We start from the raw sequence: 19,916 nt of genomic DNA on the forward strand, positions 1-19,916 counted from the left end.
TCGCTAACCCCCTACCGGGGGGCAACACCTGCGGCCCGGCGAAGCCGGTTCCGCGGTGTTTCGCGAACGGGCCTGGCTGCGCCGGCCGAAGCTACTCCAGAGGCGGAGTTGCGCTCAGCACCTCTTCGATCGTCGTGACCCCTTCTGCGACGCGCAGCGCTCCGGCGAGGCGCAGCGGGCGCATGCCGTCGGCGACGGCCTGCCGCCTGAGCGAGACCATGTTCGGTTCCTTGGTGACCTCGCCCTTGAATGCCTCGGTGATGCTGAGCAGTTCGTACAGGCCCATGCGGCCCATGTAGCCGGTCATTCGGCAGTCGACGCAACCGACCGGCTTGTAGGCACGCACGGAGCCGTTGATCTGCCAGGGCGTCACGAACTCCGCGAGCTTCTCGCGGGTGACGGCTTCGTCGGGTTCCTTGCAATGCAGGCACAGCGTGCGCACCAGACGCTGGGCGAGCACGCCGAGCATCACCGCGTTGATCAGGTAGGACGGCACACCCAGCTCCATCAACCGCGTGATCGCACTGGGAGCATCGTTGGTGTGCAGCGTGCTGAAGACCAGGTGGCCGGTCAGAGCCGACTGCACCGCCATCTCGGCAGTGGCCAGGTCGCGGATCTCGCCGACCATGATGATGTCCGGGTCTTGCCGCATCAGTGCGCGCAAGCCCTCGGTGAATCCGAAATCGAGCTGCGGTTGCACCTGCGTCTGGTTGAAGGACGGTTCGATCATTTCGATCGGGTCCTCGATCGTGCTGACGTTGACCTCTTCCGTCGCTACCCGCTTGAGCGTCGAATACAGGGTGGTCGTCTTGCCAGACCCCGTCGGGCCGGTCACCAGGATGATGCCGTGCGGCCGCGTCACCAGTTGCTCCCAGCGCCGCGCGTCGTGCTGCGCGAAGCCGAGTGCGTCCAGGTCCTTCACCGCCGTGTCGGGGTCGAAGATCCGCATCACCATCTTTTCCCCGAAGGCCGTCGGCAATGTCGACAAGCGCATTTCGACTTCGTCGCCGCGGATGTTGCGGGTCTTGATGCGGCCGTCGAGCGGCCGACGCTTCTCGACCACGTCCATTCGGCCGAGCAGCTTGATGCGCGCGACCATCGCATTCATCACGCCCATCGGCATCTGGTAGGCGGGATGCAGCACGCCGTCGATGCGAAAGCGGATGACGCCCTGGTCGCGGCGCGGTTCGAGATGGATGTCGCTCGCGCGCTGGTCGAAGGCGTACTGCCAGAGCCAGTCGACCACCTGCACCACGCTCTGGTCGTTGGCGTCGAGCTGCTTGTTGCTCTTGCCGAGTTCGACGAGCTGCTCGAAGCTGGCCCCACCCGTGTTGCCGCCCGCCTTCTGCGCGGCCCGCACCGACTTGGCCAGTGCGAAGAATTCGGCCGTGTAGCGCTGAATGTCCGTCGGGCTCGCAACCACGCGTCGCACCGATCGGCGCGACTGGCGCTCGACCTCGGCGATCCAGTCGGTGAGAAAGGGCTCGGCCGTGGCAACCACCACTTCGCTCGGAGTTACCTGCACCGGCAATACCTTGTGCCGCTCGGCGTACGCGGCGCTCATGGTGTCTGCCACCTTGCCCACGTCGACCTTGAGCGGGTCGATCCGCAGATAGGAGAGCCCCGCACGACCCGCGAGCCACTGCGTGAGCATCTCGAGATCGAGCGGCTTGCCGTCGCCCTCGCGCGTCATCGCGACGTTCGCCAGGCGCACCAGCGGCGCCTGCCGGCTTTCGGCCTGCGCGCAGCGCGCCAGCGTGCGCTTTGCCTCCACAGGCGAGATCACGCCGTCCTTGGCCAGCCATTCGATCAGATGGCGCAGATCGAGCGGGCCTTCGTGGCGGGAAGCGGCGGATGCAGCGACGGAGACAGCACTCATGGATGAAATCAGTTCCGAGGTTTGAACACGCGCAGCCACTTGGGTGCGGGCAGGCCCCAGCGAGTCTGGATGGTTTGGGCGCGGTCGGCAAGCGCGGGGCGCTTCGGCCGGCTGGCAATGCGCTGGGCGACCACCACGGTGTTGCCCTCGCGCGTCGGCTTGAAGGCCCAGACCGCGTCCTCGCCGAACGCGGCGGAAATCTTCTCAAGACTGCGCTCGTAGCTGGACGATCGGCCGAACAGGTTGACCGTCATGCAGCCGTCGTCGGTGAGCAAGGCGCGGCAGTCGGCATAAAAGTCCTCGCTGTCGAGCACGGGCGCGGCGGCCTCATGGTCGTACAGGTCGACCTGCAGCGCGTCGACCGTGCCCAGCCACTGCGGCTTGCGGATCTCGGCGGCCGCATCGGCCACCACCACCTGGAGCTTGCCGTCATCCGCCGGTAGCTTGAACCACCCGCGACAGGCTGCGACCACCTGCGGATTGAGCTCGATCGCGGTCGTGCGCATGCGCAGCGTCTTGCGGCTGAACTTGGTGAGGCTGGCCGCGCCCAGGCCCAACTGCATGGCATGGCGCTTGGGCACGCTGGCGGCGTCGACGAAGAGCAGCCACGCCATCATGCGCTGCACGTATTCGAGTTCGATTTCGAAGGGCGCGTCCAGCCTCATCGAGCCCTGCACCCACTCGGTGCCCAGGTGCAGATAGCGAACGTCTCCCCAATCGGAGAAATTGACCTCGGGAAGGGAGACCTTCATGGAATGACCAGATACCTTTCAAACACCTCACGCCAGCCTTGGACCTTGCGCTCGAAGCTCCACGACGCATTGGCCGGGCTCGACGAAGGCAGGCGATGGACCGGCACACCCAGCGTGCGCGTGTGCCGCGCATGCCGGAAACTCTCGCCACCGTTGTGGGCGATGGCCACCAGCTTCGGCAAATGAAGGCTCGCAATGTCGTTGACGACCGCGTCGCGGATCGCGGAATCGAGACTGCCCTCCCGCTCGCAACTGGCGTAGACATCCCACACGCCCAGACCACGGTCCAACAACCACTTGCTACGCTTTTGATAGCTGCCTTCGCCCACTGGAAGCGGGTTGCCGGGCCACAGGGCCTCCAATATTTTCCAGAAGTGATTCTGCGGGTGCGCATAATACTGCTGCTGCGCGATCGACCGGGCTCCTGGAAAGCTGCCGAGTATCAACAAGGCGGTGTTGCCAGAAACGATTGGCGCAAGCCCCGTGAGCACAGCCTTCGCGTCGCCTGGGCGCAAAGCTGGCTTATCCATAACGCTTGCCGGTTCGCAGAAGTGCCGGCACCTGTGAGGAGAAGATCATGAATACGGAAGCGATCTGGATTTTCCTGACGACGCAAGGGGTGGATTTTGGCCTGAAAGTGATCGGCGCCCTGATCGCCTGGGGCATCGGCCGATGGCTCATCGGACTCGCGCAGCGGCTCGTTGCCAAGGCGCTCGAGCGCGGCAAGCGCATGGACCCGACGCTGAGCAACTACCTGGTCTCGATCCTCGGCGTGGTGCTCAACATCGTCCTGATCCTCGCGATCCTAGACATGTTCGGCGTGAGGACGACTTCGTTCGCGGTGCTGCTGGCAGGCGCCGGGCTGGCCATCGGCACGGCATGGGGCGGCCTGCTCACGCACTTTGCAGCGGGCGTGTTCCTTCAGGTGCTGCGGCCGTACAAGGTCGGCGACTACGTGACCGTCGGCGGCGGCGTCAACGGCACCGTCAAGGAACTCGGCTTGTTCGGTACGACGCTGGTCACGCCCGACAACGTGATCGCCACCGTGGGCAACAACAAAGTGCTGTCGGAGACGATCCAGAACTTCAGCCACCTGCCGTGGCGCCGGGTCGACACCACCGCGAAAGTCGCCAACGGCGTCGACGTGAACCAAGCCATCGAGTTGCTGAGGGCCGAGGTGAGCAAGATCTCGAACGTCTCGACCGAGCAGCCGCCCGACATCGAGATTCTCCAGTTCACTCCCGAAGGCCCCCTGCTCGCCGTGCGGCCCTACACGCACACGGACCACTACTGGCAGGTGTACTTCGACACGCACCGCGCGGTCGTCAAGACCTTCGGTGCGGCGGGCTACCCGACACCTGAAACGCCGCTCGTCCGGCGGGCGGTCGGGCCGGCGACCACCTAAGAAAAAAACCCGCCGAGGCGGGTTTTTTCATTTCGGAAGCGAACCGGAGATCAGGGCTTTTCGCCCTTTTTGACGGCTTCGTTCTGAACCGTGCCCGGGATCTTCTCGCCAATCTTGTCGCCGACCTTGCGCGTGCCGTCAGCGGCGTCGGTGGCCACGTTATCGACGGCCTTGCCGGTCGCCTTGGCGCCCTTCTCGGTCGCCTTCACGGCCTTCTTCGTGCCACTCTTGGTGGCGTCCCAGGCTTTTTCGGTGCCACTCTTGGTGGCATCCCAGGCCTTTTCGCCGGCGTTCTCGACCTTCTGGGTGGTGCTTTGCGCAACTGCCGATCCGCCAATGCAGGCGAAGGCCAGGGCCACGGCGGTCGACAGGACGCGAATGTTGGATGGGGTCATGGAAGCTCCTTGTATGAGTTGGAGTGACAGGCTCGCCACTGTGATGCAACGAGTGCACAAGGTCAAAGGATGACACCAAAAACCATTGAGGCGCGTGCTTGGACGCAAGTCGGGCGCTTCGCCTACGCCAGGCGCGGGATGGCGGCCGACAGGCCGATCAGCGCAGACAGACGAGGCAGGGCCGCGACTGCATTGCGAGTGGTTGCTTCGGCCAGCGCTGCTGCGTCGATCCCGCGCAACGCCGCCACCACGTCGGCGATCCGTGGCAGCTCGCCCGGCTCGTTGCGGCCCTGCGGCTCGCCCGCATCGCGCTGGGCCTGCGTCCTGTAGAGCCAGTGCGGCTGAATGTCGGGTGAATCGGTTTCCATCACTATCGCTTCGAGCGGCAGGGTTGCCGCCAGTCGGCGCAGTTGCAGGGCGCGCTCGAACGTCACCGCGCCGCCGAAGCCCAGCTTGAGGCCGAGGTCGATGCAGGCCTGCGCCTGCTGCTCGCTGCCGTTGAAGGCATGCGCGATGCCATGCCACGCCTGTCCGGGCGCCACTTGCCGCAGGTGCTTCAGCACCTTGTCGACCGAGCGCCGCACATGAATGATTACTGGCAGCTCGTGCTTACGCGCAAGTTGCAACTGAGTGTGAAAAAAGCGTTCCTGCTTGTCCGCGTCGAGCCCTTCAACGAAGAAGTCCAGGCCAATCTCTCCGACTGCCACCAGGCGCGGGTCATCGCGCCGCTGAACGAGTTCGGCGTCCAGCAGATCAAGATGCTCGTCCAGTGCATCGCCCGTGCACATCGGATGGATCCCGAGCGCGTAGGCATCGCCCTGAAGATGCGCGAGCTCCCGCACCGCCGCGAAGTTGACGGCGGCCACCGCGGGGATGACGCAAAGCGCCACGCCCCGACTCCGCGCACGGGCCCGTATCCGGGGCATTTCCGCGCCGAATTCGGGCGCATCGAGGTGGCAATGGGTATCGACGAAGACGGCCATCGAGCGATGATGCCCGAACGGATGCACAGCCGCGGAAAGCGTGCTACCGTGCCTCCTCAAGCGTTCTCTTTTGCCGGAGGTGCCCCGATGCGCAGGCCAGCTTTCTACAGCCGCTCGCCCCGAGGGCCGCAGGATGCGGCCGAACCCGGAGCGCCCGACACATCCGGCGCTCCAGACACGCCCGCGGTGCCGGCGGCCGTTGCGGCGCCACGATGGCAACCCGGCCGCCGCAGCTTCGGACTCCTGCTGGCACTCGTCCTCGCGATGGGCGCGACCGGCGTCGTGATGTGGCCGCGCCAGGGCACGCACACTTTGACCCAGAAGGACATCGACTCGGCCGTCCTGCGCACCTTGCAGACCGCCACCCTGCCCTCCCCGGCGGCAAAGGCTGCCGACATCATCCGCCCTTCCGTCGTGCGCGTGGTGGGCTATGGCACCGAGAAGACCACGCCCGAAGCCAAGACCGAGAAGCGCGGACGCAATCTCGCCAAGGGCAAGCCGCCGGAGGCACCGCCGGAAGTGGCAGCGCCCGGACAGCAGGTGGAGCGCGGCGTCGGCACCGGCGTGGTGATCGTCGACAAGGGCATCATCCTGACCAACCTGCACGTGGTGGCCGGCGCGGAAACCGTCAAGGTCACTTTCGCCGACGGGCTCGAGGCGCCCGCCATCGTCACCGGCGTGCAGCCCGAGAACGACCTCGCCGTGCTGCAGGCGCAAAAGCTGCCCGACGACCTCATCCCCGCGACCATGCGCTCGACGGCCGACCTCCAGCCGGGTGACCAGGTGGTGGCGGTCGGCTTTCCGTTCGGCATCGGGCCTTCGGTGTCCGCCGGCGTGGTGTCGGGCCTCAAGCGCTCCTTCCGCTCGCCCGAAGGCAAGCAGGAACTCGGCAACCTGATCCAGTTCGATGCCGCCGCCAATCCCGGCAATTCGGGCGGCCCGCTCATCAATATGAATGGCGAAGTGCTCGGCATCGTGACCGCCATCCTCAACCCGACCCAGCAGCGCACTTTCATCGGCATCGGCTTCGCCGTTCCGATCGAGAACGCCGCCACTGCCGCCGGCTCGCCGCCGTTCTGACTCCCACCGATCCCACCAAGGCACTCCGCATGAGCACAGAGAACGAATCGCCCGCCGCCGCCACAGCCACTGCCGAGCTGATGGAGCAGATCCTCTATCAGGTCAAGAGAGTCGTCGTCGGCCAGGACCGCTTTCTCGAAAGAGTCATGGTCGCGATGCTGGCGGGCGGGCACCTGCTGGTCGAAGGCGTTCCCGGGCTGGCCAAGACGCTGACGGTGCGAACGCTCGCCGACACCGTGCGGGGGCAATTCAAACGCATCCAGTTCACGCCCGACCTGGTGCCGGCCGACCTGGTCGGCACGCGCATCTACAACCAGAAGACCGGTGACTTCAGCACCTCGCTGGGCCCCGTCTTCTGCAACTTGCTGCTGGCCGACGAAATCAACCGCGCGCCGGCCAAGGTGCAGAGCGCGCTGCTCGAAGTGATGCAGGAGCGCCAGGTCACCATCGCCGGCGAGACCCACAAGGTGCCGCGCCCGTTTCTCGTGATGGCGACGCAGAACCCGATCGAGACCGAAGGCACCTACCCGCTGCCCGAGGCGCAGGTGGACCGCTTCATGATGAAGGTGCTGGTCGACTACCCGTCCGACGAGGAGGAATTCGTCATCGTCGAACGAGTCATCGGCCCGCCGGTCGAGGCCGCGCCCGTCGCGACCACCGATCAGCTCGCCGCCTTGCAGGCCGAGGCGCGCCGCGTGTACGTCGATCCGTCGCTGATCCAGTACGCCGTCAGGCTGGTATCGGCCACCCGCACGCCCGAGAAGCACGGCCTGAAGGACATGCGCCGCTTCATCACCTTCGGCGCCAGCCCGCGCGCCAGCATCAACCTGACCGAAGGCGCACGCGCGCTGGCCCTGCTGCGGGGGCGCAGCTACGCATTGCCCGAAGACATGACCGCGCTGGTGCCCGATGTGCTGCGCCACCGCGTGACGCTCTCTTATGAAGGCCTCTCCGAAGGGCTCACGCCCGACAGCCTGGTCGACAGGATCATGCGGGCCGTGCCCGCTCCAGCCAAACCGCTCGAACATGAAAAGCTGGTGGCCTAGACGCGCGAAGGCAGCGAATGACGAACAGCTCGCCGCGGCAGAAGCTGCGGCGAGTGGCGTCGAGCGCGCCTTGCGCCGCCTGGAGTGGACGGTGATCCGCCGCCTCGACGGTCTCCTGCAGGGCGACTACCGGACCCTCATGCGCGGCACCGGCCTCGACCTGGCCGATCTGCGCGAATACCAGCACCACGACGACGTTCGCCACATCGATTGGAACGTCACCGCGCGCCTGCAGACGCCGCACGTGCGCGTCTTCACCGAAGACCGCGAGATGGCCGCGTGGTTCGTGCTCGACCTGAGCCGCTCGGTCGACTTCGGCTCCGGCACCCGGGCCAAACGCGAGATCTCGGCCGGCTTCGTCGGTGTCATCGCCCGCCTCCTGACGCGGCACGGCAACCGGGTCGGCGCGATGGTCTACGGCAACGACGTCGAGGCGGTGATTCCGCCGCGCAGCGGACGGCGGCACGTGCTGCACCTGCTGCATGCGATGGAGCGCCGCTCGGCCCGGGTCGCGCCCGATCAGAAGGGCATGACCCGCCTCGCGGACCTGCTCGCATCGGCGGCGATGCTCATGCCGCGCCGCTCGACCGTGTTCGTGGTGTCGGACTTCATGAGCGAGCCCGGCTGGGAGCGCCCACTCGCGCACATCGTGCAGCGGCATGACGTGGTGGCGGTGCGTCTCTTCGACCCGCTCGAACTCGAACTCCCCGACCTGGGCCTGGTCCCGCTGCGCGACGCCGAGACGGGCGAGCAGCTCTGGGTCGACACGCATGACGCGGGATTCCGCAAGCGCTTCGCGCGCATTGCCGCGGAACGCGAAGCCACCCTGCGCGAGACGCTGGCCAGGATCGGCGTCGACGCACTCGAACTGTCGACAGACGACGACCTGGTGGAGGCCATCGTGCGCTTTGCCGACATGCGCAAGCGCCGCGTGCGCACCGGGCCGGCCAATCCCAAGGCGGTGGCAGCATGAGCGCCGCGGCGGACCGCTCCAAGCAAGCTCGCGCCGCAGCGCGAAGCGCGGAGGTTTCCGAATGACCTTTCTCTGGCCCCAATTCCTCTGGCTGCTGGCGGCCATACCGCTGCTGGTGCTGCTGTATGTCTGGCTCATGCGCCGCAAGAAGAAGTTGGCCCTGCGCTATGCCAGCCTGTCGATCGTGCGCGAGGCGATGGGCGCCGGCCAGACCGTGCGACGGCACATCCCGCCCTTCCTGTTCATGCTCGCGCTGGTCGCGATGCTGATCGCCGCCGCCCGGCCGATGGCGGTGGTGGTGCTGCCCTCGAACCAGCAGACCATCATCCTGGCGATGGACGTGTCCGGCAGCATGCGTGCCGCCGACGTTTTGCCCAACCGGCTGGTCGCGGCGCAGGAGGCGGCCAAGAGCTTCATCAAGGAATTGCCGCGCACCGTGAAGGTCGGCATCGTCGCCTTCGCGGGCAGTGCGCAGGTGGCGCAACTGCCGACGACCAACCGCGAGGATCTGGTCACCGCGATCGACTCGTTCCAGCTTCAGCGTGCGACAGCCACCGGCAACGCCATCGTCGTCTCGCTCGCCACGCTGTTCCCCGATGCCGGCATCGACATCTCGGACTTCGGCCCGCAGAGCCGGGAGCGCGGGGTGTCGATCGATCGCGTCGGCAAGCCGCCGCCGAAGGAATTCACGCCGGTGCCGCCCGGCTCCTACACCTCGGCCGCGATCATCATGCTGACCGACGGCCAGCGCACCACCGGGGTCGACCCGCTCGATGCGGCCAAGGTGGCGGCCGAGCGCGGCGTGCGTGTCTACACCGTGGGCATCGGCACCGTCGACGGCGAGACCATCGGCTTCGAGGGCTGGTCGATGCGCGTGCGGCTCGACGAGGAAACGCTCAAGGCCATCGCCAACAAGACGCAGGCCGAATACTTCTATGCAGGCACCGCAAACGACCTGAAGAAGGTCTACAACACGCTGAGCTCGCGCCTGACGGTCGAGAAGAAGGAGACCGAGATATCGGCCCTCTTCGCGATGGGCGCCGCCGCGCTGGCGCTGCTCTCGGCCGGGCTGTCGCTGCTCTGGTTCAACCGCATCCTGTAGCGCCCGTTCTTGCCCTTTGGTGCAGCGGCGGCTGCCCCTTGAGCGCGTAGGCACGGCGCGATCCCCCCGCAATAATTTCATGCGCCTCGGCAGTCCCTGCCGAGGCAGGGGAGCCACGGCCGCAACACGACGGCATCGGAAGGGGAATCTGGTTTTCGTGTTCGGCGAACTCGTCCACATCCTGCGAACGCACCCGGAAATTGCACTCTTCATGGTGCTCGCCCTGGGCTACGCCTTTGGCCAGATCCGATTCGGCCCGATCCAGCTGGGCGGCGTCTGCGGCACGCTGATCGTTGCGCTGCTCGTGGGCCAGCTGGGTATCACGCTGGCGGACAGCGTGAAGAACACTTTCTTCATGCTCTTCATCTTCGCGCTCGGCTATGCGGGCGGACCGCAGTTCTTCGCCAACCTGGATGCCAAGGGTTTGCGCATGGGCCTGCTCTGCCTCATCGAGGTTGTCGTGGTGATCGGCCTGGTGGTCGGGGCCACCAGCCTGTTCGGCTTCGACCCGGGGACGGCCGCCGGCCTGATGGCCGGCGCCGCGACCGAATCGGCGGTGGTGGGCACCGCGACCGACGCCATCTCCAAGTTGGCCCTGCCACCCGACGAGATCCGCCAGCTGCAGGCCAACGTGGTGACGGCCTATTCGATCACCTACGTGTTCGGGCTGATCGCGATCGTGGTGGCCACGAGCCAGGTCTTTCCGCTGGTGCTGCGCGTCAATCTGCGCGAGGAGGCCGACAAGCTCTGGCGCTCGATGGGCGGCGGCGACGACGACGACGCCTTGCCCGCCGCCCCCGACATGGTGGGCCGCGTGTTCGAGGTCACGACGGCCCAGGGCCGCACGGTGGCGGAGCTGATGGACCCGTTCAAGCGACGCGCAGGCATCGAGCGCGTGAAGCGCGGCGACACACTGCCGGAAGTCAGCTCGTCGCTGCGCCTCGAAGCCGGGGACCAGGTGCTGGTGATCGGGCAACGCAGCGCGATGGTCGAGGTCGCCGGCCTTCTGGGCCGCGAGTTCGCGGACACCACGGCCTTCGAGGTGGTGATCGAAACGGTCGAGGTGATGCTGACGCAGCCGGAATGGATCGGCCGCGAGCTGCGCGACCTGAAAGCGGACCGCAGCGGTGCGCTCAGCCAGCTTCCACGCCTGCCGCAGAACGTCCATGTGGTCGGTGTCGTGCGCGACGGGCACACGATGCCGCTGCTGCCCGAACTCAAGCTCCAGCGGCGCGACGTGCTCAAGCTCTACGGTCCGGCCGCCGACATGCCGAAAGTGGTGCCGCTCTTCGGCGTGCGCGTCGTCCATTCCGTGCGCAGCAACATCAGCTACATGGCGGCGGGCATCCTGCTCGGCGTGTTCATCGGTGGCTTCAGCATCAAGCTGGGCGGTATCCCCTTCTCGCTCGGAACCGGCGGCGGTGCGTTGCTGACAGGCCTGGCCTTCGGCTGGTTCCAGGCCCGCAACCCGCACCGCCTGAGCATTCCCGAGGATGCGCTCGCGCTGATGAAGGACATCGGCCTCGCCACCTTCATTGCCTGCGTGGGACTGGCGTCGGGCCCGCAGGCGATCACGCTCATCCAAAAGTTCGGCATCGCCTTGCCGCTGCTGGGCATCGCGATCGCGATCGTCCCGGCGACCATCTCGCTCTTCGTCGGCCGCCGCTTTCTCAAGATCGAGACCCCCGTGCTGCTGGGCGCCATCGCTGGACAGCAGTGCAGCACGCCAGCCCTGAGCGCCGTGCAGACGTGGCTGGCAACACGACGCCGCTGCTGGGCTACACGATCACCTATGCGATCTCGAACGTGATCCTGCCCCTGATGGGGCCGCTGATCGTCGGCATCGTCGGCGCCATGCAGATGAAGTGACTTCGCCCACCTCCGACCCGAAAGGACCCGGCACATGGAATGGCTGCATGACCTCTTCAAACGATCGCCTGAAATGGCGCTCTTTCTCTCGCTGGCCGTCGGCTACTACATCGGCAAGCTGAAGTTCGGCAAGTTCCAGCTGGGCGGCGTGGCCGGGTCGCTGCTGGTCGCGGTGGTGGTGAGCCAGGTCGGCGTGAAGGTCGACGACGGGGTGAAGGCGGTGCTCTTCGCGCTGTTCATCTACGCAGTCGGCTTCGAGAGCGGCCCGCAGTTCTTCAGTTCGCTGGGCAAGCGCTCTCTCAAGGAGATCGTGCTCGCGGCCGTGCTCGCCATCACCGGGCTCGCGACGGTGATCGTCATGGCCAAGCTGTGCGGCCTGGACAAGGGACTCGCGGCCGGCGTCGCGGCCGGCGGACTGACGCAGTCGGCCATCATCGGCACCGCCGGCGACGCGATCGCCAAGCTCGGCCTCTCGGCGGACGAGACGACGCGGCTGCAAGGCAACGTCGCCATCGGCTACGCGGTGACCTACGTGTTCGGCTCGTTCGGCGCCATCATCGTCTGCGTCAACATCCTGCCGAAGTTCATGGGCCGGTCCATCCGCGACGACGCGATCGCGGCCGAAACCGCGATGCAGGCCGGCGTGGCCGCGTTGGGGCCGGACCAGCAGGCGGCCGCGCCTTCGCTGGTGGGACGCATCTACGAACTGACGACCGATCCGAACCGCACGGTGGCGGAGATCGAATACGCCACGCCGACCACCGCCATCACGATCGAAAGGGTCAAGCGCAGCGGCAAGTTCATCGAGGTCGGCCCCGATCTTCGGCTGCAGAAAGGCGACGTGGTGCTCGTCGTCGGCCGGCGCGAGGCGGTGGTCGGCAGCGCGCCGCTGATGGGCAAGGAGCTTTACGACGTCGACGGCATGGAACTCACCATGCAGAAGCGCGAGATCGTGCTGACCAACAAGACCTTCGACAAGAAGACGATCGGACAGATCACCGCGGAGACTGCGGGCGGCGCGCGGCATGGCATCTTCGTGGTCAACATCAGCCGCATGGGCAAGGACCTGGCGATGAAGCCGGATACCGTGGTGCAGGCCGGCGACCTGGTCTCGATCTTCGGCGCCGAGCAGGACGTCAAGCGCGTATCGGCGCGCATCGGCGAAATCATCGTGCAGGGCACAAAGACCGACTTCGTCTACCTGGGTGCCGGGCTCGTGGTGGGCCTGCTGATCGGCTTGGTGAGCGTCAAGCTCGGCGACATCCCCCTGACGCTCGGCAGCGGCGGCGGCGCACTGCTGTCGGGCCTTCTGTTCGGCTGGTACCGGGCCAAGCGCCAGACCTTCGGCGCGCTGCCGGCGGGCGCGGTGCAGCTGCTCAAGGATCTCGGCCTCGCCGGATTCGTGGTGGTCGTGGGCCTGTCGTCCGGCCTGCAGGCGGTCGAGACGATCAAGCAGCACGGGTTGACGATCTTCGGCGTGGGCGTGGTGGTGACCATCCTGCCGATGATCATCACCATGCTGTTCGGCCGCTACGTGCTGCGCTACGACAACGTGGCGACCTTCGCGGGTGCGCTGTCGGGCTCGCGCAGCGCCAACCCGGCATTCGGCGAGGTGCTCGACAAGGCGGAGAACTCCATACCGACCGTTCCCTTCGCGATCACTTACGCGCTCGCCAATGTGTTCCTGACCTTGCTCGGTCCGTTGATCGTCGCATTGGCTTGAGCGCGCACATCCCTCTTTTTCCCGAACCAAGGAGCAAGCCATGGACTTCAGCGACGTCGAAAAACTGGGCAACCTCAGCCCCTTCGAACTCAAGGACTCATTGATCAAGGCTGCCAGCGAGAGCGACCGGCTCATGCTCAACGCGGGCCGCGGCAATCCCAACTTCCTGGCGACGACACCGCGCCACGGCTTCTTCCAGTTCGGCCTGTTCGCGATGACCGAGTCCGAGCGCTCGTACGTCTACATGGAGGACGTGGGAGGCTTTCCCCAGCGCGAGGGCATCGAGGCGCGCTTCGAGATCTTTACGCAGACGCATCGATCACGCCCCGGCGTGCGCTTCATCGAGGCGGCGGTCTCCTATGTGCGCGACCAGCTCGGCCTGTCGGCCGGCGACTTCATCTACGAGATGTGCGAGGCCATCCTGGGCTGCAACTACCCGGTGCCCGACCGCATGCTGCGCCTCTCCGAAATCATCGTGGGCCAGTACATCCACCGCGAGATGATCGGCACGCACCCTTTCGTGGGCAAGTTCGACATGTATGCGGTCGAAGGCGGCACGGCGGCGATGACCTACCTGTTCAACAGCCTGCGCGAGAACCACCTGATCGAGCCCGGCGACACGATCGCGCTGGGCATGCCGATCTTCACGCCGTACATCGAAATCCCGCACCTCAATGACTACCGCCTGGTCGAGCTGAACATCGAAGCGGAGCCGGAGAACAACTGGCAGTACACGAAGAAGGAACTGCAGAAGCTGCTGGACCCCAAGGTCAAGGCCTTCTTCCTGTGCAACCCGAGCAACCCGCCCTCTGTGAAGATGAGCGACGAGGTGCTCGCCAACATCGTGGAGATCGTCAGGAAGCGGCCGGACCTCATCATCCTCACGGACGACGTGTACGGCACCTTCGCCGACGACTTCACCTCGCTGTTCGCGATGTGCCCGCAGAACACGATTCTCGTGTATTCGTTCTCCAAGTACTTCGGCGCCACCGGCTGGCGCATGGGCGTGGTGGCCACGCACGAAACCAATATTCTCGACCAGAGGATCGCGGCCCTGCCGGAGGCACAGAAGAAGGAACTCGACGAGCGCTACTGCTCCATCACCACCGAGCCCCGCGCGCTCAAGTTCATCGACCGGCTTGTGGCGGACAGCCGTACCGTCGCACTGAACCACACGGCTGGCCTCTCCACGCCGGTGCAGGCGCAGATGGTGATGTTCTCCCTCTTCTCGCTGATGGACGAAGCGCAGGCCTACAAGGCGGCCATGAAGCGCATCGTGCTGCGCCGCAAGCAGGCGCTCTACCGCGAGTTGGGCATCCCGATGGTGGTCGACCCCAACTCCGTGCGCTACTACCACCTGCTCGACATGGAGGACATCGCGACGCAGATGTACGGTGCGGATTTCGCGAAATGGCTGGTGGCGCAGCTTCGGCCGAACGAGGCGCTCTTCCGGCTGGCGCAGGAAACCGGCGTCGTGCTCCTGCCGGGGCGAGGGTTCGGCAGCCCGCATGCGTCGGGGCGCGTGTCGCTGGCGAACCTTAACGAGTACGACTACGCCAACATCGGCAAATCCATCCGCGGCATGGCCTCCGAGTTCTTCGAGCGTTACCAGCAGCAGGGGTCGGGAAGCCGCGGCGCGAAAGGCGGCGCGGCCGGGGACGGAAAACCGAAATCCGCGAAGAAGGGGAAAAGGTAGCGGCCCTCGCCGGCTCAGGCCTTCAGGGTGTTCTTGTGGATCCTGCCGTCCTTCATCACGATCAGAAGGCTGCTGTCGGGATTCGCAAGCAGCGCGATGTTCTCGATGGGGTTGCCGTCGACGAGCAACAGGTCTGCGTACGCGCCTTGCTCGATGACACCCAGTTTCCCGGGATAAGGGTTGCGCGGACCTGAAAGACCCAGCAACTCCGCGTTGGTGGACGTTGCCATGGTCAGGATCTCGCTGTTCGAGTACCACTTCGTCAGATGCGTCAGCATCGTGCCCTGTCGTATCGCGAGCGCCGGGGAGAACAGCATGTCCGAGCCCCATGCAGTCTTGATCTTGTATTTCTTCGCCAGCCTGTAGGCGTTGTCGGTACCTGCGAACACCTGGAGCGCGGCCACACGGTTCGGGCCGGTCAGGGGGCCCGTGTCCTCGTCCGACAAGAAAGGCTGGATGCTCAGCCACACGCCCTTGTCGGCCATCATCTTCGCCGTCGTCTCGTCCATCAGGTGCGCGTGCTCGACACAGCGAGCCCCTGCCGCGATGGCGCGCTGGACGGTCTGCGGCGCATAGGCGTGCACCGTGGCATAGGTGTTCCAGTCTCTCGCGACCTCCATGCCCGCCCGCAACTCCGCCTCCGTGAGCGTTGTCAGGTCCAGCGGACTGCGCGGCGAGGAGACGCCACCGCCGCCCACGAGCTTGATCTGCGATGCGCCTAGCGTGAGCTGCTCCCGAACGCGCAGCCGGATCTCGTCCGGGCTGTCGACGATGGCCGCCGCGCCCGTTTGCTCCACGAAACTCGGCGTGCCCGGGCTCCTCGGTACGTCGGACAAAGAGCGCAAGTCGCCATGCCCGCCGCTGCCCGTGATCATCGCGCCGGAAGGATAGATGCGCGGGCCCGGCGTCAGGCCCTGGTCGATCGCCTGCTTGAAGGCGAAGGCGGGACCACCCAGGTCACGCACCGTCGTGAAGCCCCGCAGCAGCGTGCGCTGGGCTTCCCCACTGGCCGCGATATGGATGAAGCCGATGTTTCCTTGCAGGAGCACCTGGAGCGGCAAGGCTGCGAACATCGAATGCCAATGGGCGTCGATCATCCCCGGCATGACGACTCGCCCGCCGCAATTGATCGTCTGGGCGCCATCAGGCGCTGCGGGCGCGCCGCTCCCCAGCGACTTGATCCGGTCGCCCTCGACCACCAGGTGGAGGCCGTCGCGGAGCGACGCACTCTTGCCGTCAAAGAGGCGGAAGTTGGTCAGCACGATCGGCCGGGGCTGCGCGGGCGCGGGTTGCGCGCTGGCACTGAACGGAAGCCCCAGCGCCGCGACCGAGGCGGCCATGCCGGCGACGAAGCCGCGCCTCGACAGGTCCGCGTTGATGAGTCGGGTGAGCCTCCCGATCTCGGGCCGATGACAAATGCAGATGGCTCGGCTTACCGCCGAACCGTCCGCCATGGATTCGCAGGCATACATCAATGACCTCCAGAGCTTGGCAAGGAAACGCGTTCCGGACGCGTTTCCCTAGTCTGACGTCACCCGCGCTGGATGCCAAGGCGAACAAAAGCAAGCACGGGCATCGGCGCCCGCATGCTTTTGCTATGCCTTACTTTCGAACCTTGGCAATCTCGGCCATCAGTTCCTTGACAGTCGCGTCGCCCACGGAGGCCGTGTACTTCTCGATCACCGGCTTGACCTTCTCGCGCAGCTTCGCCATCTCGGCCGGCGGCAGTTCGGTGACGGTCATGCCGGCCGTCTTGAGGGCTTCGAGCGCGCTGTCCGCTGCGCCGCGGGACACCTGGCGCTGGAAGGCCGTGGCTTCGGTCGCCGCGTCGGTGATGATCTTCTTCTCTTCAGCGCTCATCCCGTCCCAGGTCTTCTTGCTGACGATCAGCGCCTGCGGGTTATAGATATGGCGGGTTTGCGTGAGGTGCTTTTGCACCTCGGCGAACTTCGACGACAGGATCACGGTGTTGGGGTTCTCCTGGCCATCCACCGCCTTCTGGTCGAGCGCCGAGTACAGCTCAGGGAAAGGCAGCGGTGTGGCGTTGGCGCCCAGCGTGTTGAAGAGGTCGATGTAGATCGGCGACTGGATCACGCGGATCTTGAGCCCGGCGATGTCGTCGGCCTTCGCGATCGGGCGCTTGCTGTTGGTCAGGTTGCGAAACCCCAGGTCCCAGTAGCCGAGGCCATGCAGGCCCTTCTCCTCGAGCTTCGCCATCAGCTTCTGGCCGAAGGGGCCGTCGGTGACCGCATCCGCTTCCTGACCGTTGTTGAAGAGGAACGGGAAGTCGTAGGCGGCGAACTCCTTCACCTGCGCGGTCAGGATGCCGGCGTTGAGAACCGTCATCTCGACAGTACCGCCCTGCAGTGCGGAGACCGTCTGCAAGTCCCCGCCCAGCGAGCCGCCGGGGAAGAGCTTGACCGAGATCTTGTTGCCGGACTTCTGCGCCACCAGGTCGGCGAATTTCTGCGCACCTTGCGCCTGCGGATGGCCCGTCTGGTTCTGGAACGCGAACTTCAGCGTGCGCTCCTTGCCCTGGGCACCTGCGGTGGTCATCGCGAGCACGGCGACGGCCGCCAACAGCGTCTTCTGGATGAAACGGGACATGGATAAGTCTCCTCTAGAGTTTTTGGGGAATCAGCTCAACCGCCGAACAGCTTTGCTGGCCAGATGACCAACCACGGGAACAGGACCATGAGGAACATGATCACGAACTCCGCGATCATGAATGGCACCACACCGCGCGTGACATCGTCCATCGATATCTTCCCTACGCCGGCCACCACGTTGAGCACGGTGCCCACGGGCGGCGTGACGAGGCCGATGGAGTTGTTGATGATGAACAACACGCCGAAGTACACCGGGTCGATGCCTGCCGCCTTCACGATCGGCATCAGCACGGGCGTGAGGATCAGGATCGTCGGGGTCATGTCCATGGCCGTGCCCACGATCATCACGAGCACCATGATCGCGAACATCAGCAGGATCTTGTTGCCCATGAAGGGCTGCAGCAGGCCGACCACCTTCGACGGCAGGTCGGCCACTGTGATGAGCCAGGCGCTCACCATCGCCGCGGCAATCAGGAACATGACGATCGCACTCGTCTTCGCCGCGCCGACGAAGATGTTGTGCAGGTCCTTCCAGGTCAGTTCGCGGTAGATCACGGTGGACACGAACAATGCATAGACCGCAGCCACCACAGCCGCCTCGGTCGGCGTGAAGACGCCCATGCGCAAGCCCACCAGGATGATCAGCGGCAGCATCAGGGCCCACAGGGCACGTCGGAATGCGGTAAGGATCTCGGCCGTCGACTTGCGCGGCGGCGGAATGATCTTTTCGCGACGAACGAGCCACGCCCAGGTCAGCCACAGCGCCGCACCGATGAGAAGGCCGGGCACGATGGCCGCGAGAAACAGCTTGGAGATCGAGACGTTGGCCGCAACGCCGAAGATCACCAGCCCGATGCTTGGCGGAATGACGGGGCCGATGACACCCGTCGCCGCGATCAGCCCGCCGGCGCGCGCCTTGTCGTGCCCGGCCTTGACCATCATCGGCAGCAGCAAGGCGGTGAGCGCCGCCGCGTCGGCAACGGCCGAACCCGACAGCGCCGACAGCAGGCATCCGGCCAGGATGGTGACGTAGCCCAGGCCGCCCTTCACGTGGCCGACCAGCGCCAGCGCGAAATCGACGATGCGCTTGGACAACCCACCGACGTTCATGATCTCGCCGGCCAGCATGAAGAAGGGCACGGCCAGCAGCGGGAAGCTGTCGGCACCGCCGATGACGTTCTGCGCAAGGATCTGGGCATCGAACAGGTCCAGATGCCACATCAGCGCCACGCCGCTCGCGAGCAGCGAGAAGGCGATCGGAATGCCCATCGCCATGGCGAGGAGCAAGGAGCCCACGAAAACAAGGATCGTCATTTCTTGCTCCCGTGCGCGAATTCAGGGGTGGACGCATTTCCCGGCTCCGATGCCTCGCCGAGGATCTGCTGCAGTTGCACGGCCTCTTCCGATTCCTGGATCATGACGAGGTCCTTGTCGGCGATCTGCCCGGTCAGCAGGCGGTAGAGGTCGAGCGCCAGGATGAATGCGGCCAGCACCGAGAAGACGATGCCCGACGAATAGACCACCGCCATCGACGCCCCCGTGACGGGCGCAGTGACGTCCCAGTTGATGCGGGCCTGGGCCACGCTGCCCTGAAAGAGCAGCCAGACGATGTACAGCATGACGAGGTGCCCGAGCGCGAGACAGATCTTCTTGCCCAGGGGCGGCAGCCTCTGCACGACCATGTCGACCCCGAGGTGGCCGTGCTCCTTGAGGGCCACGACCGCGCCGAGGAAGGTCACCCAGATGAAGAGCCAGCGCGAGACTTCTTCGGACACGGTGATGCCCGAGTTGAAGCCGTAGCGAAGCACCACGTTACCGAACACCAGCACCACCATCACCGCGAGGAAGAAGGCGATCACTGCCTCGATGCCGGTGCTGCATCGGTCGATCCATCGATTCATGTTGTTTGTCTCTCTGTGAATCCCTGGCCAAGAGCTCAGACCGCGCGCAAGCGCGTCAAGCCCCGGCGTCGCGCTGAATCTCGACCAGCGCCCGAAGCGCAGCCAGGTAGGACTGCGGCCCCAGGCCCTGGATGGTGCCCTTCACGGCCGGCGAGATGATCGAGTGCGCACGCCACGTTTCGCGCGCCGCGATGTTGGACATGTGGACTTCCAGCGTCGGGAAGGGCATGGCCTTGATTGCGTCGTGCAGCGGGACGCCATGTTGCGTCAATCCCGCCGGATTGACCAGCGCACCCTGCGCCTCGTCGATGTTCTTGTGCAGGAAGTCGATCAGGTCGCCCTCGTGGTTCGACTGGATGATGTCCAGCGTCACGTTGAGGTCCAGCGCGAGCTTTTCGAGGCGCGCGTTGATCTCGGCCAGAGTGGTCTTGCCGTAGATGTGGGGCTCCCGGCGCCCGAACAGGTTCAGGTTGGGGCCGTGCAATACGAGGATCTTCATGGGG

Annotated in this window: 18 protein-coding genes; 8 read left to right on the plus strand and 10 right to left on the minus strand. The window is 65.7% G+C overall.

Going from position 1 to position 19,916, the window contains the following annotated elements; all coding sequences use genetic code 11:
• Positions 1-91: 91 nt before the first annotated feature.
• From tfpB to QTI24_RS19625, 3 genes are read right to left on the minus strand one after another with little or no spacing between them, the layout of a single operon-like run.
• A complete protein-coding gene (tfpB, locus tag QTI24_RS19615; RefSeq protein WP_286602737.1) occupies positions 92-1,879 on the minus strand; it encodes a type IV pilus assembly ATPase TfpB in 1,788 nt (595 codons plus the stop codon).
• A gap of 8 nt (positions 1,880-1,887) precedes the next feature.
• Entirely contained in the window at positions 1,888-2,631 is a 744-nt protein-coding gene (locus QTI24_RS19620) for a class I SAM-dependent methyltransferase (RefSeq protein ID WP_286602738.1), read from the minus strand.
• The gene (locus QTI24_RS19625) at positions 2,628-3,161 is read right to left on the minus strand and encodes a DNA-deoxyinosine glycosylase (RefSeq protein ID WP_286602739.1); all 534 of its coding nucleotides are present in this window, start codon (positions 3,159-3,161) and stop codon (positions 2,628-2,630) included. The genes QTI24_RS19620 and QTI24_RS19625 overlap by 4 nt, the downstream gene beginning before the upstream one ends.
• Before the next feature lie 47 nt (positions 3,162-3,208).
• Between QTI24_RS19625 and QTI24_RS19630 the strand changes: the two genes are divergently transcribed.
• Positions 3,209-4,036: a mechanosensitive ion channel family protein gene (locus QTI24_RS19630; RefSeq protein WP_286602740.1), complete on the plus strand. Its 828-nt coding sequence runs from the start codon at positions 3,209-3,211 to the stop codon at positions 4,034-4,036.
• 50 nt (positions 4,037-4,086) lie between these two features.
• On the opposite strand, the gene QTI24_RS19635 is transcribed toward QTI24_RS19630, so the two are convergent.
• Together QTI24_RS19635 and QTI24_RS19640 are read right to left on the minus strand one after the other, a co-directional pair.
• The gene (locus tag QTI24_RS19635) at positions 4,087-4,431 is read right to left on the minus strand and encodes a hypothetical protein (protein WP_286602741.1); all 345 of its coding nucleotides are present in this window, start codon (positions 4,429-4,431) and stop codon (positions 4,087-4,089) included.
• A 122-nt stretch (positions 4,432-4,553) separates the two neighbouring features.
• Positions 4,554-5,414, minus strand: a complete 861-nt coding sequence (locus tag QTI24_RS19640; protein WP_286602742.1) for a TatD family hydrolase — start codon at positions 5,412-5,414, stop codon at positions 4,554-4,556.
• Between the two features lie 87 nt (positions 5,415-5,501).
• Here QTI24_RS19640 and QTI24_RS19645 point away from each other — a divergent pair, with 87 nt between their 5' ends.
• The 7 genes from QTI24_RS19645 (at position 5,502) to QTI24_RS19675 (ending at position 14,903) form a co-directional block, all read left to right on the plus strand.
• Positions 5,502-6,494 (plus strand): S1C family serine protease, encoded by a 993-nt coding sequence (locus tag QTI24_RS19645; RefSeq protein WP_286602744.1) that lies wholly within the window; start codon positions 5,502-5,504, stop codon positions 6,492-6,494.
• Between the two features lie 29 nt (positions 6,495-6,523).
• On the plus strand, positions 6,524-7,540 hold the full coding sequence (locus QTI24_RS19650; RefSeq protein ID WP_286602745.1) for an AAA family ATPase: 1,017 nt from the start codon (positions 6,524-6,526) through the stop codon (positions 7,538-7,540).
• Positions 7,521-8,513 (plus strand): DUF58 domain-containing protein, encoded by a 993-nt coding sequence (locus QTI24_RS19655; protein ID WP_286602746.1) that lies wholly within the window; start codon positions 7,521-7,523, stop codon positions 8,511-8,513. The genes QTI24_RS19650 and QTI24_RS19655 overlap by 20 nt, the downstream gene beginning before the upstream one ends.
• Positions 8,514-8,574: 61 nt before the next feature.
• Complete coding sequence (locus tag QTI24_RS19660) at positions 8,575-9,615, plus strand: VWA domain-containing protein (RefSeq protein WP_286602747.1); 1,041 nt, start codon at positions 8,575-8,577, stop codon at positions 9,613-9,615.
• Between the two features lie 157 nt (positions 9,616-9,772).
• Complete coding sequence (gene aspT, locus QTI24_RS19665; protein ID WP_353506100.1) at positions 9,773-11,425, plus strand: aspartate-alanine antiporter; 1,653 nt, start codon at positions 9,773-9,775, stop codon at positions 11,423-11,425.
• A 93-nt stretch (positions 11,426-11,518) separates the two neighbouring features.
• Positions 11,519-13,207, plus strand: a complete 1,689-nt coding sequence (gene aspT, locus QTI24_RS19670; protein WP_286602749.1) for an aspartate-alanine antiporter — start codon at positions 11,519-11,521, stop codon at positions 13,205-13,207.
• Between the two features lie 40 nt (positions 13,208-13,247).
• Positions 13,248-14,903, plus strand: coding sequence for a bifunctional aspartate transaminase/aspartate 4-decarboxylase (locus QTI24_RS19675; protein ID WP_286602751.1), 1,656 nt, complete (start codon positions 13,248-13,250; stop codon positions 14,901-14,903).
• Positions 14,904-14,917: 14 nt separating this feature from the next.
• Here the strand turns inward: QTI24_RS19675 and QTI24_RS19680 are convergent, their stop codons facing one another.
• From QTI24_RS19680 to QTI24_RS19700, 5 genes are all read right to left on the minus strand, one after another.
• Positions 14,918-16,375: a metal-dependent hydrolase family protein gene (locus QTI24_RS19680; protein WP_286602752.1), complete on the minus strand. Its 1,458-nt coding sequence runs from the start codon at positions 16,373-16,375 to the stop codon at positions 14,918-14,920.
• Positions 16,376-16,505: 130 nt separating this feature from the next.
• Positions 16,506-17,510, minus strand: coding sequence for a TRAP transporter substrate-binding protein (locus QTI24_RS19685; protein ID WP_286602753.1), 1,005 nt, complete (start codon positions 17,508-17,510; stop codon positions 16,506-16,508).
• A 35-nt stretch (positions 17,511-17,545) separates the two neighbouring features.
• On the minus strand, positions 17,546-18,826 hold the full coding sequence (locus QTI24_RS19690; RefSeq protein ID WP_286602754.1) for a TRAP transporter large permease: 1,281 nt from the start codon (positions 18,824-18,826) through the stop codon (positions 17,546-17,548).
• Complete coding sequence (locus tag QTI24_RS19695; protein ID WP_286602755.1) at positions 18,823-19,413, minus strand: TRAP transporter small permease; 591 nt, start codon at positions 19,411-19,413, stop codon at positions 18,823-18,825. The genes QTI24_RS19690 and QTI24_RS19695 overlap by 4 nt, the downstream gene beginning before the upstream one ends.
• Before the next feature lie 55 nt (positions 19,414-19,468).
• Positions 19,469-19,912 (minus strand): type II 3-dehydroquinate dehydratase, encoded by a 444-nt coding sequence (locus QTI24_RS19700; protein WP_286602756.1) that lies wholly within the window; start codon positions 19,910-19,912, stop codon positions 19,469-19,471.
• Positions 19,913-19,916 lie beyond the last annotated feature (4 nt).

It is taken from the genome of Variovorax sp. J22P240 (assembly GCF_030316855.1).
In the GTDB taxonomy this organism is placed as follows: domain Bacteria; phylum Pseudomonadota; class Gammaproteobacteria; order Burkholderiales; family Burkholderiaceae_C; genus Variovorax.

Excerpts from the sequence above, each read along its gene's own strand:
- tfpB (WP_286602737.1), bottom strand. The coding sequence starts at position 1,879 with ATGAGTGCTGTCTCCGTCGCTGCATCCGCCGCTTCCCGCCACGAAGGC.
- QTI24_RS19620 (WP_286602738.1), bottom strand. The coding sequence starts at position 2,631 with ATGAAGGTCTCCCTTCCCGAGGTCAATTTCTCCGATTGGGGAGACGTT.
- QTI24_RS19625 (WP_286602739.1), bottom strand. The coding sequence starts at position 3,161 with ATGGATAAGCCAGCTTTGCGCCCAGGCGACGCGAAGGCTGTGCTCACG.
- QTI24_RS19630 (WP_286602740.1), top strand. The coding sequence starts at position 3,209 with ATGAATACGGAAGCGATCTGGATTTTCCTGACGACGCAAGGGGTGGAT.
- QTI24_RS19635 (WP_286602741.1), bottom strand. The coding sequence starts at position 4,431 with ATGACCCCATCCAACATTCGCGTCCTGTCGACCGCCGTGGCCCTGGCC.
- QTI24_RS19640 (WP_286602742.1), bottom strand. The coding sequence starts at position 5,414 with ATGGCCGTCTTCGTCGATACCCATTGCCACCTCGATGCGCCCGAATTC.
- QTI24_RS19645 (WP_286602744.1), top strand. The coding sequence starts at position 5,502 with ATGCGCAGGCCAGCTTTCTACAGCCGCTCGCCCCGAGGGCCGCAGGAT.
- QTI24_RS19650 (WP_286602745.1), top strand. The coding sequence starts at position 6,524 with ATGAGCACAGAGAACGAATCGCCCGCCGCCGCCACAGCCACTGCCGAG.
- QTI24_RS19655 (WP_286602746.1), top strand. The coding sequence starts at position 7,521 with ATGAAAAGCTGGTGGCCTAGACGCGCGAAGGCAGCGAATGACGAACAG.
- QTI24_RS19660 (WP_286602747.1), top strand. The coding sequence starts at position 8,575 with ATGACCTTTCTCTGGCCCCAATTCCTCTGGCTGCTGGCGGCCATACCG.
- aspT (WP_286602749.1), top strand. The coding sequence starts at position 11,519 with ATGGAATGGCTGCATGACCTCTTCAAACGATCGCCTGAAATGGCGCTC.
- QTI24_RS19675 (WP_286602751.1), top strand. The coding sequence starts at position 13,248 with ATGGACTTCAGCGACGTCGAAAAACTGGGCAACCTCAGCCCCTTCGAA.
- QTI24_RS19680 (WP_286602752.1), bottom strand. The coding sequence starts at position 16,375 with ATGTATGCCTGCGAATCCATGGCGGACGGTTCGGCGGTAAGCCGAGCC.
- QTI24_RS19685 (WP_286602753.1), bottom strand. The coding sequence starts at position 17,510 with ATGTCCCGTTTCATCCAGAAGACGCTGTTGGCGGCCGTCGCCGTGCTC.
- QTI24_RS19690 (WP_286602754.1), bottom strand. The coding sequence starts at position 18,826 with ATGACGATCCTTGTTTTCGTGGGCTCCTTGCTCCTCGCCATGGCGATG.
- QTI24_RS19695 (WP_286602755.1), bottom strand. The coding sequence starts at position 19,413 with ATGAATCGATGGATCGACCGATGCAGCACCGGCATCGAGGCAGTGATC.
- QTI24_RS19700 (WP_286602756.1), bottom strand. The coding sequence starts at position 19,912 with ATGAAGATCCTCGTATTGCACGGCCCCAACCTGAACCTGTTCGGGCGC.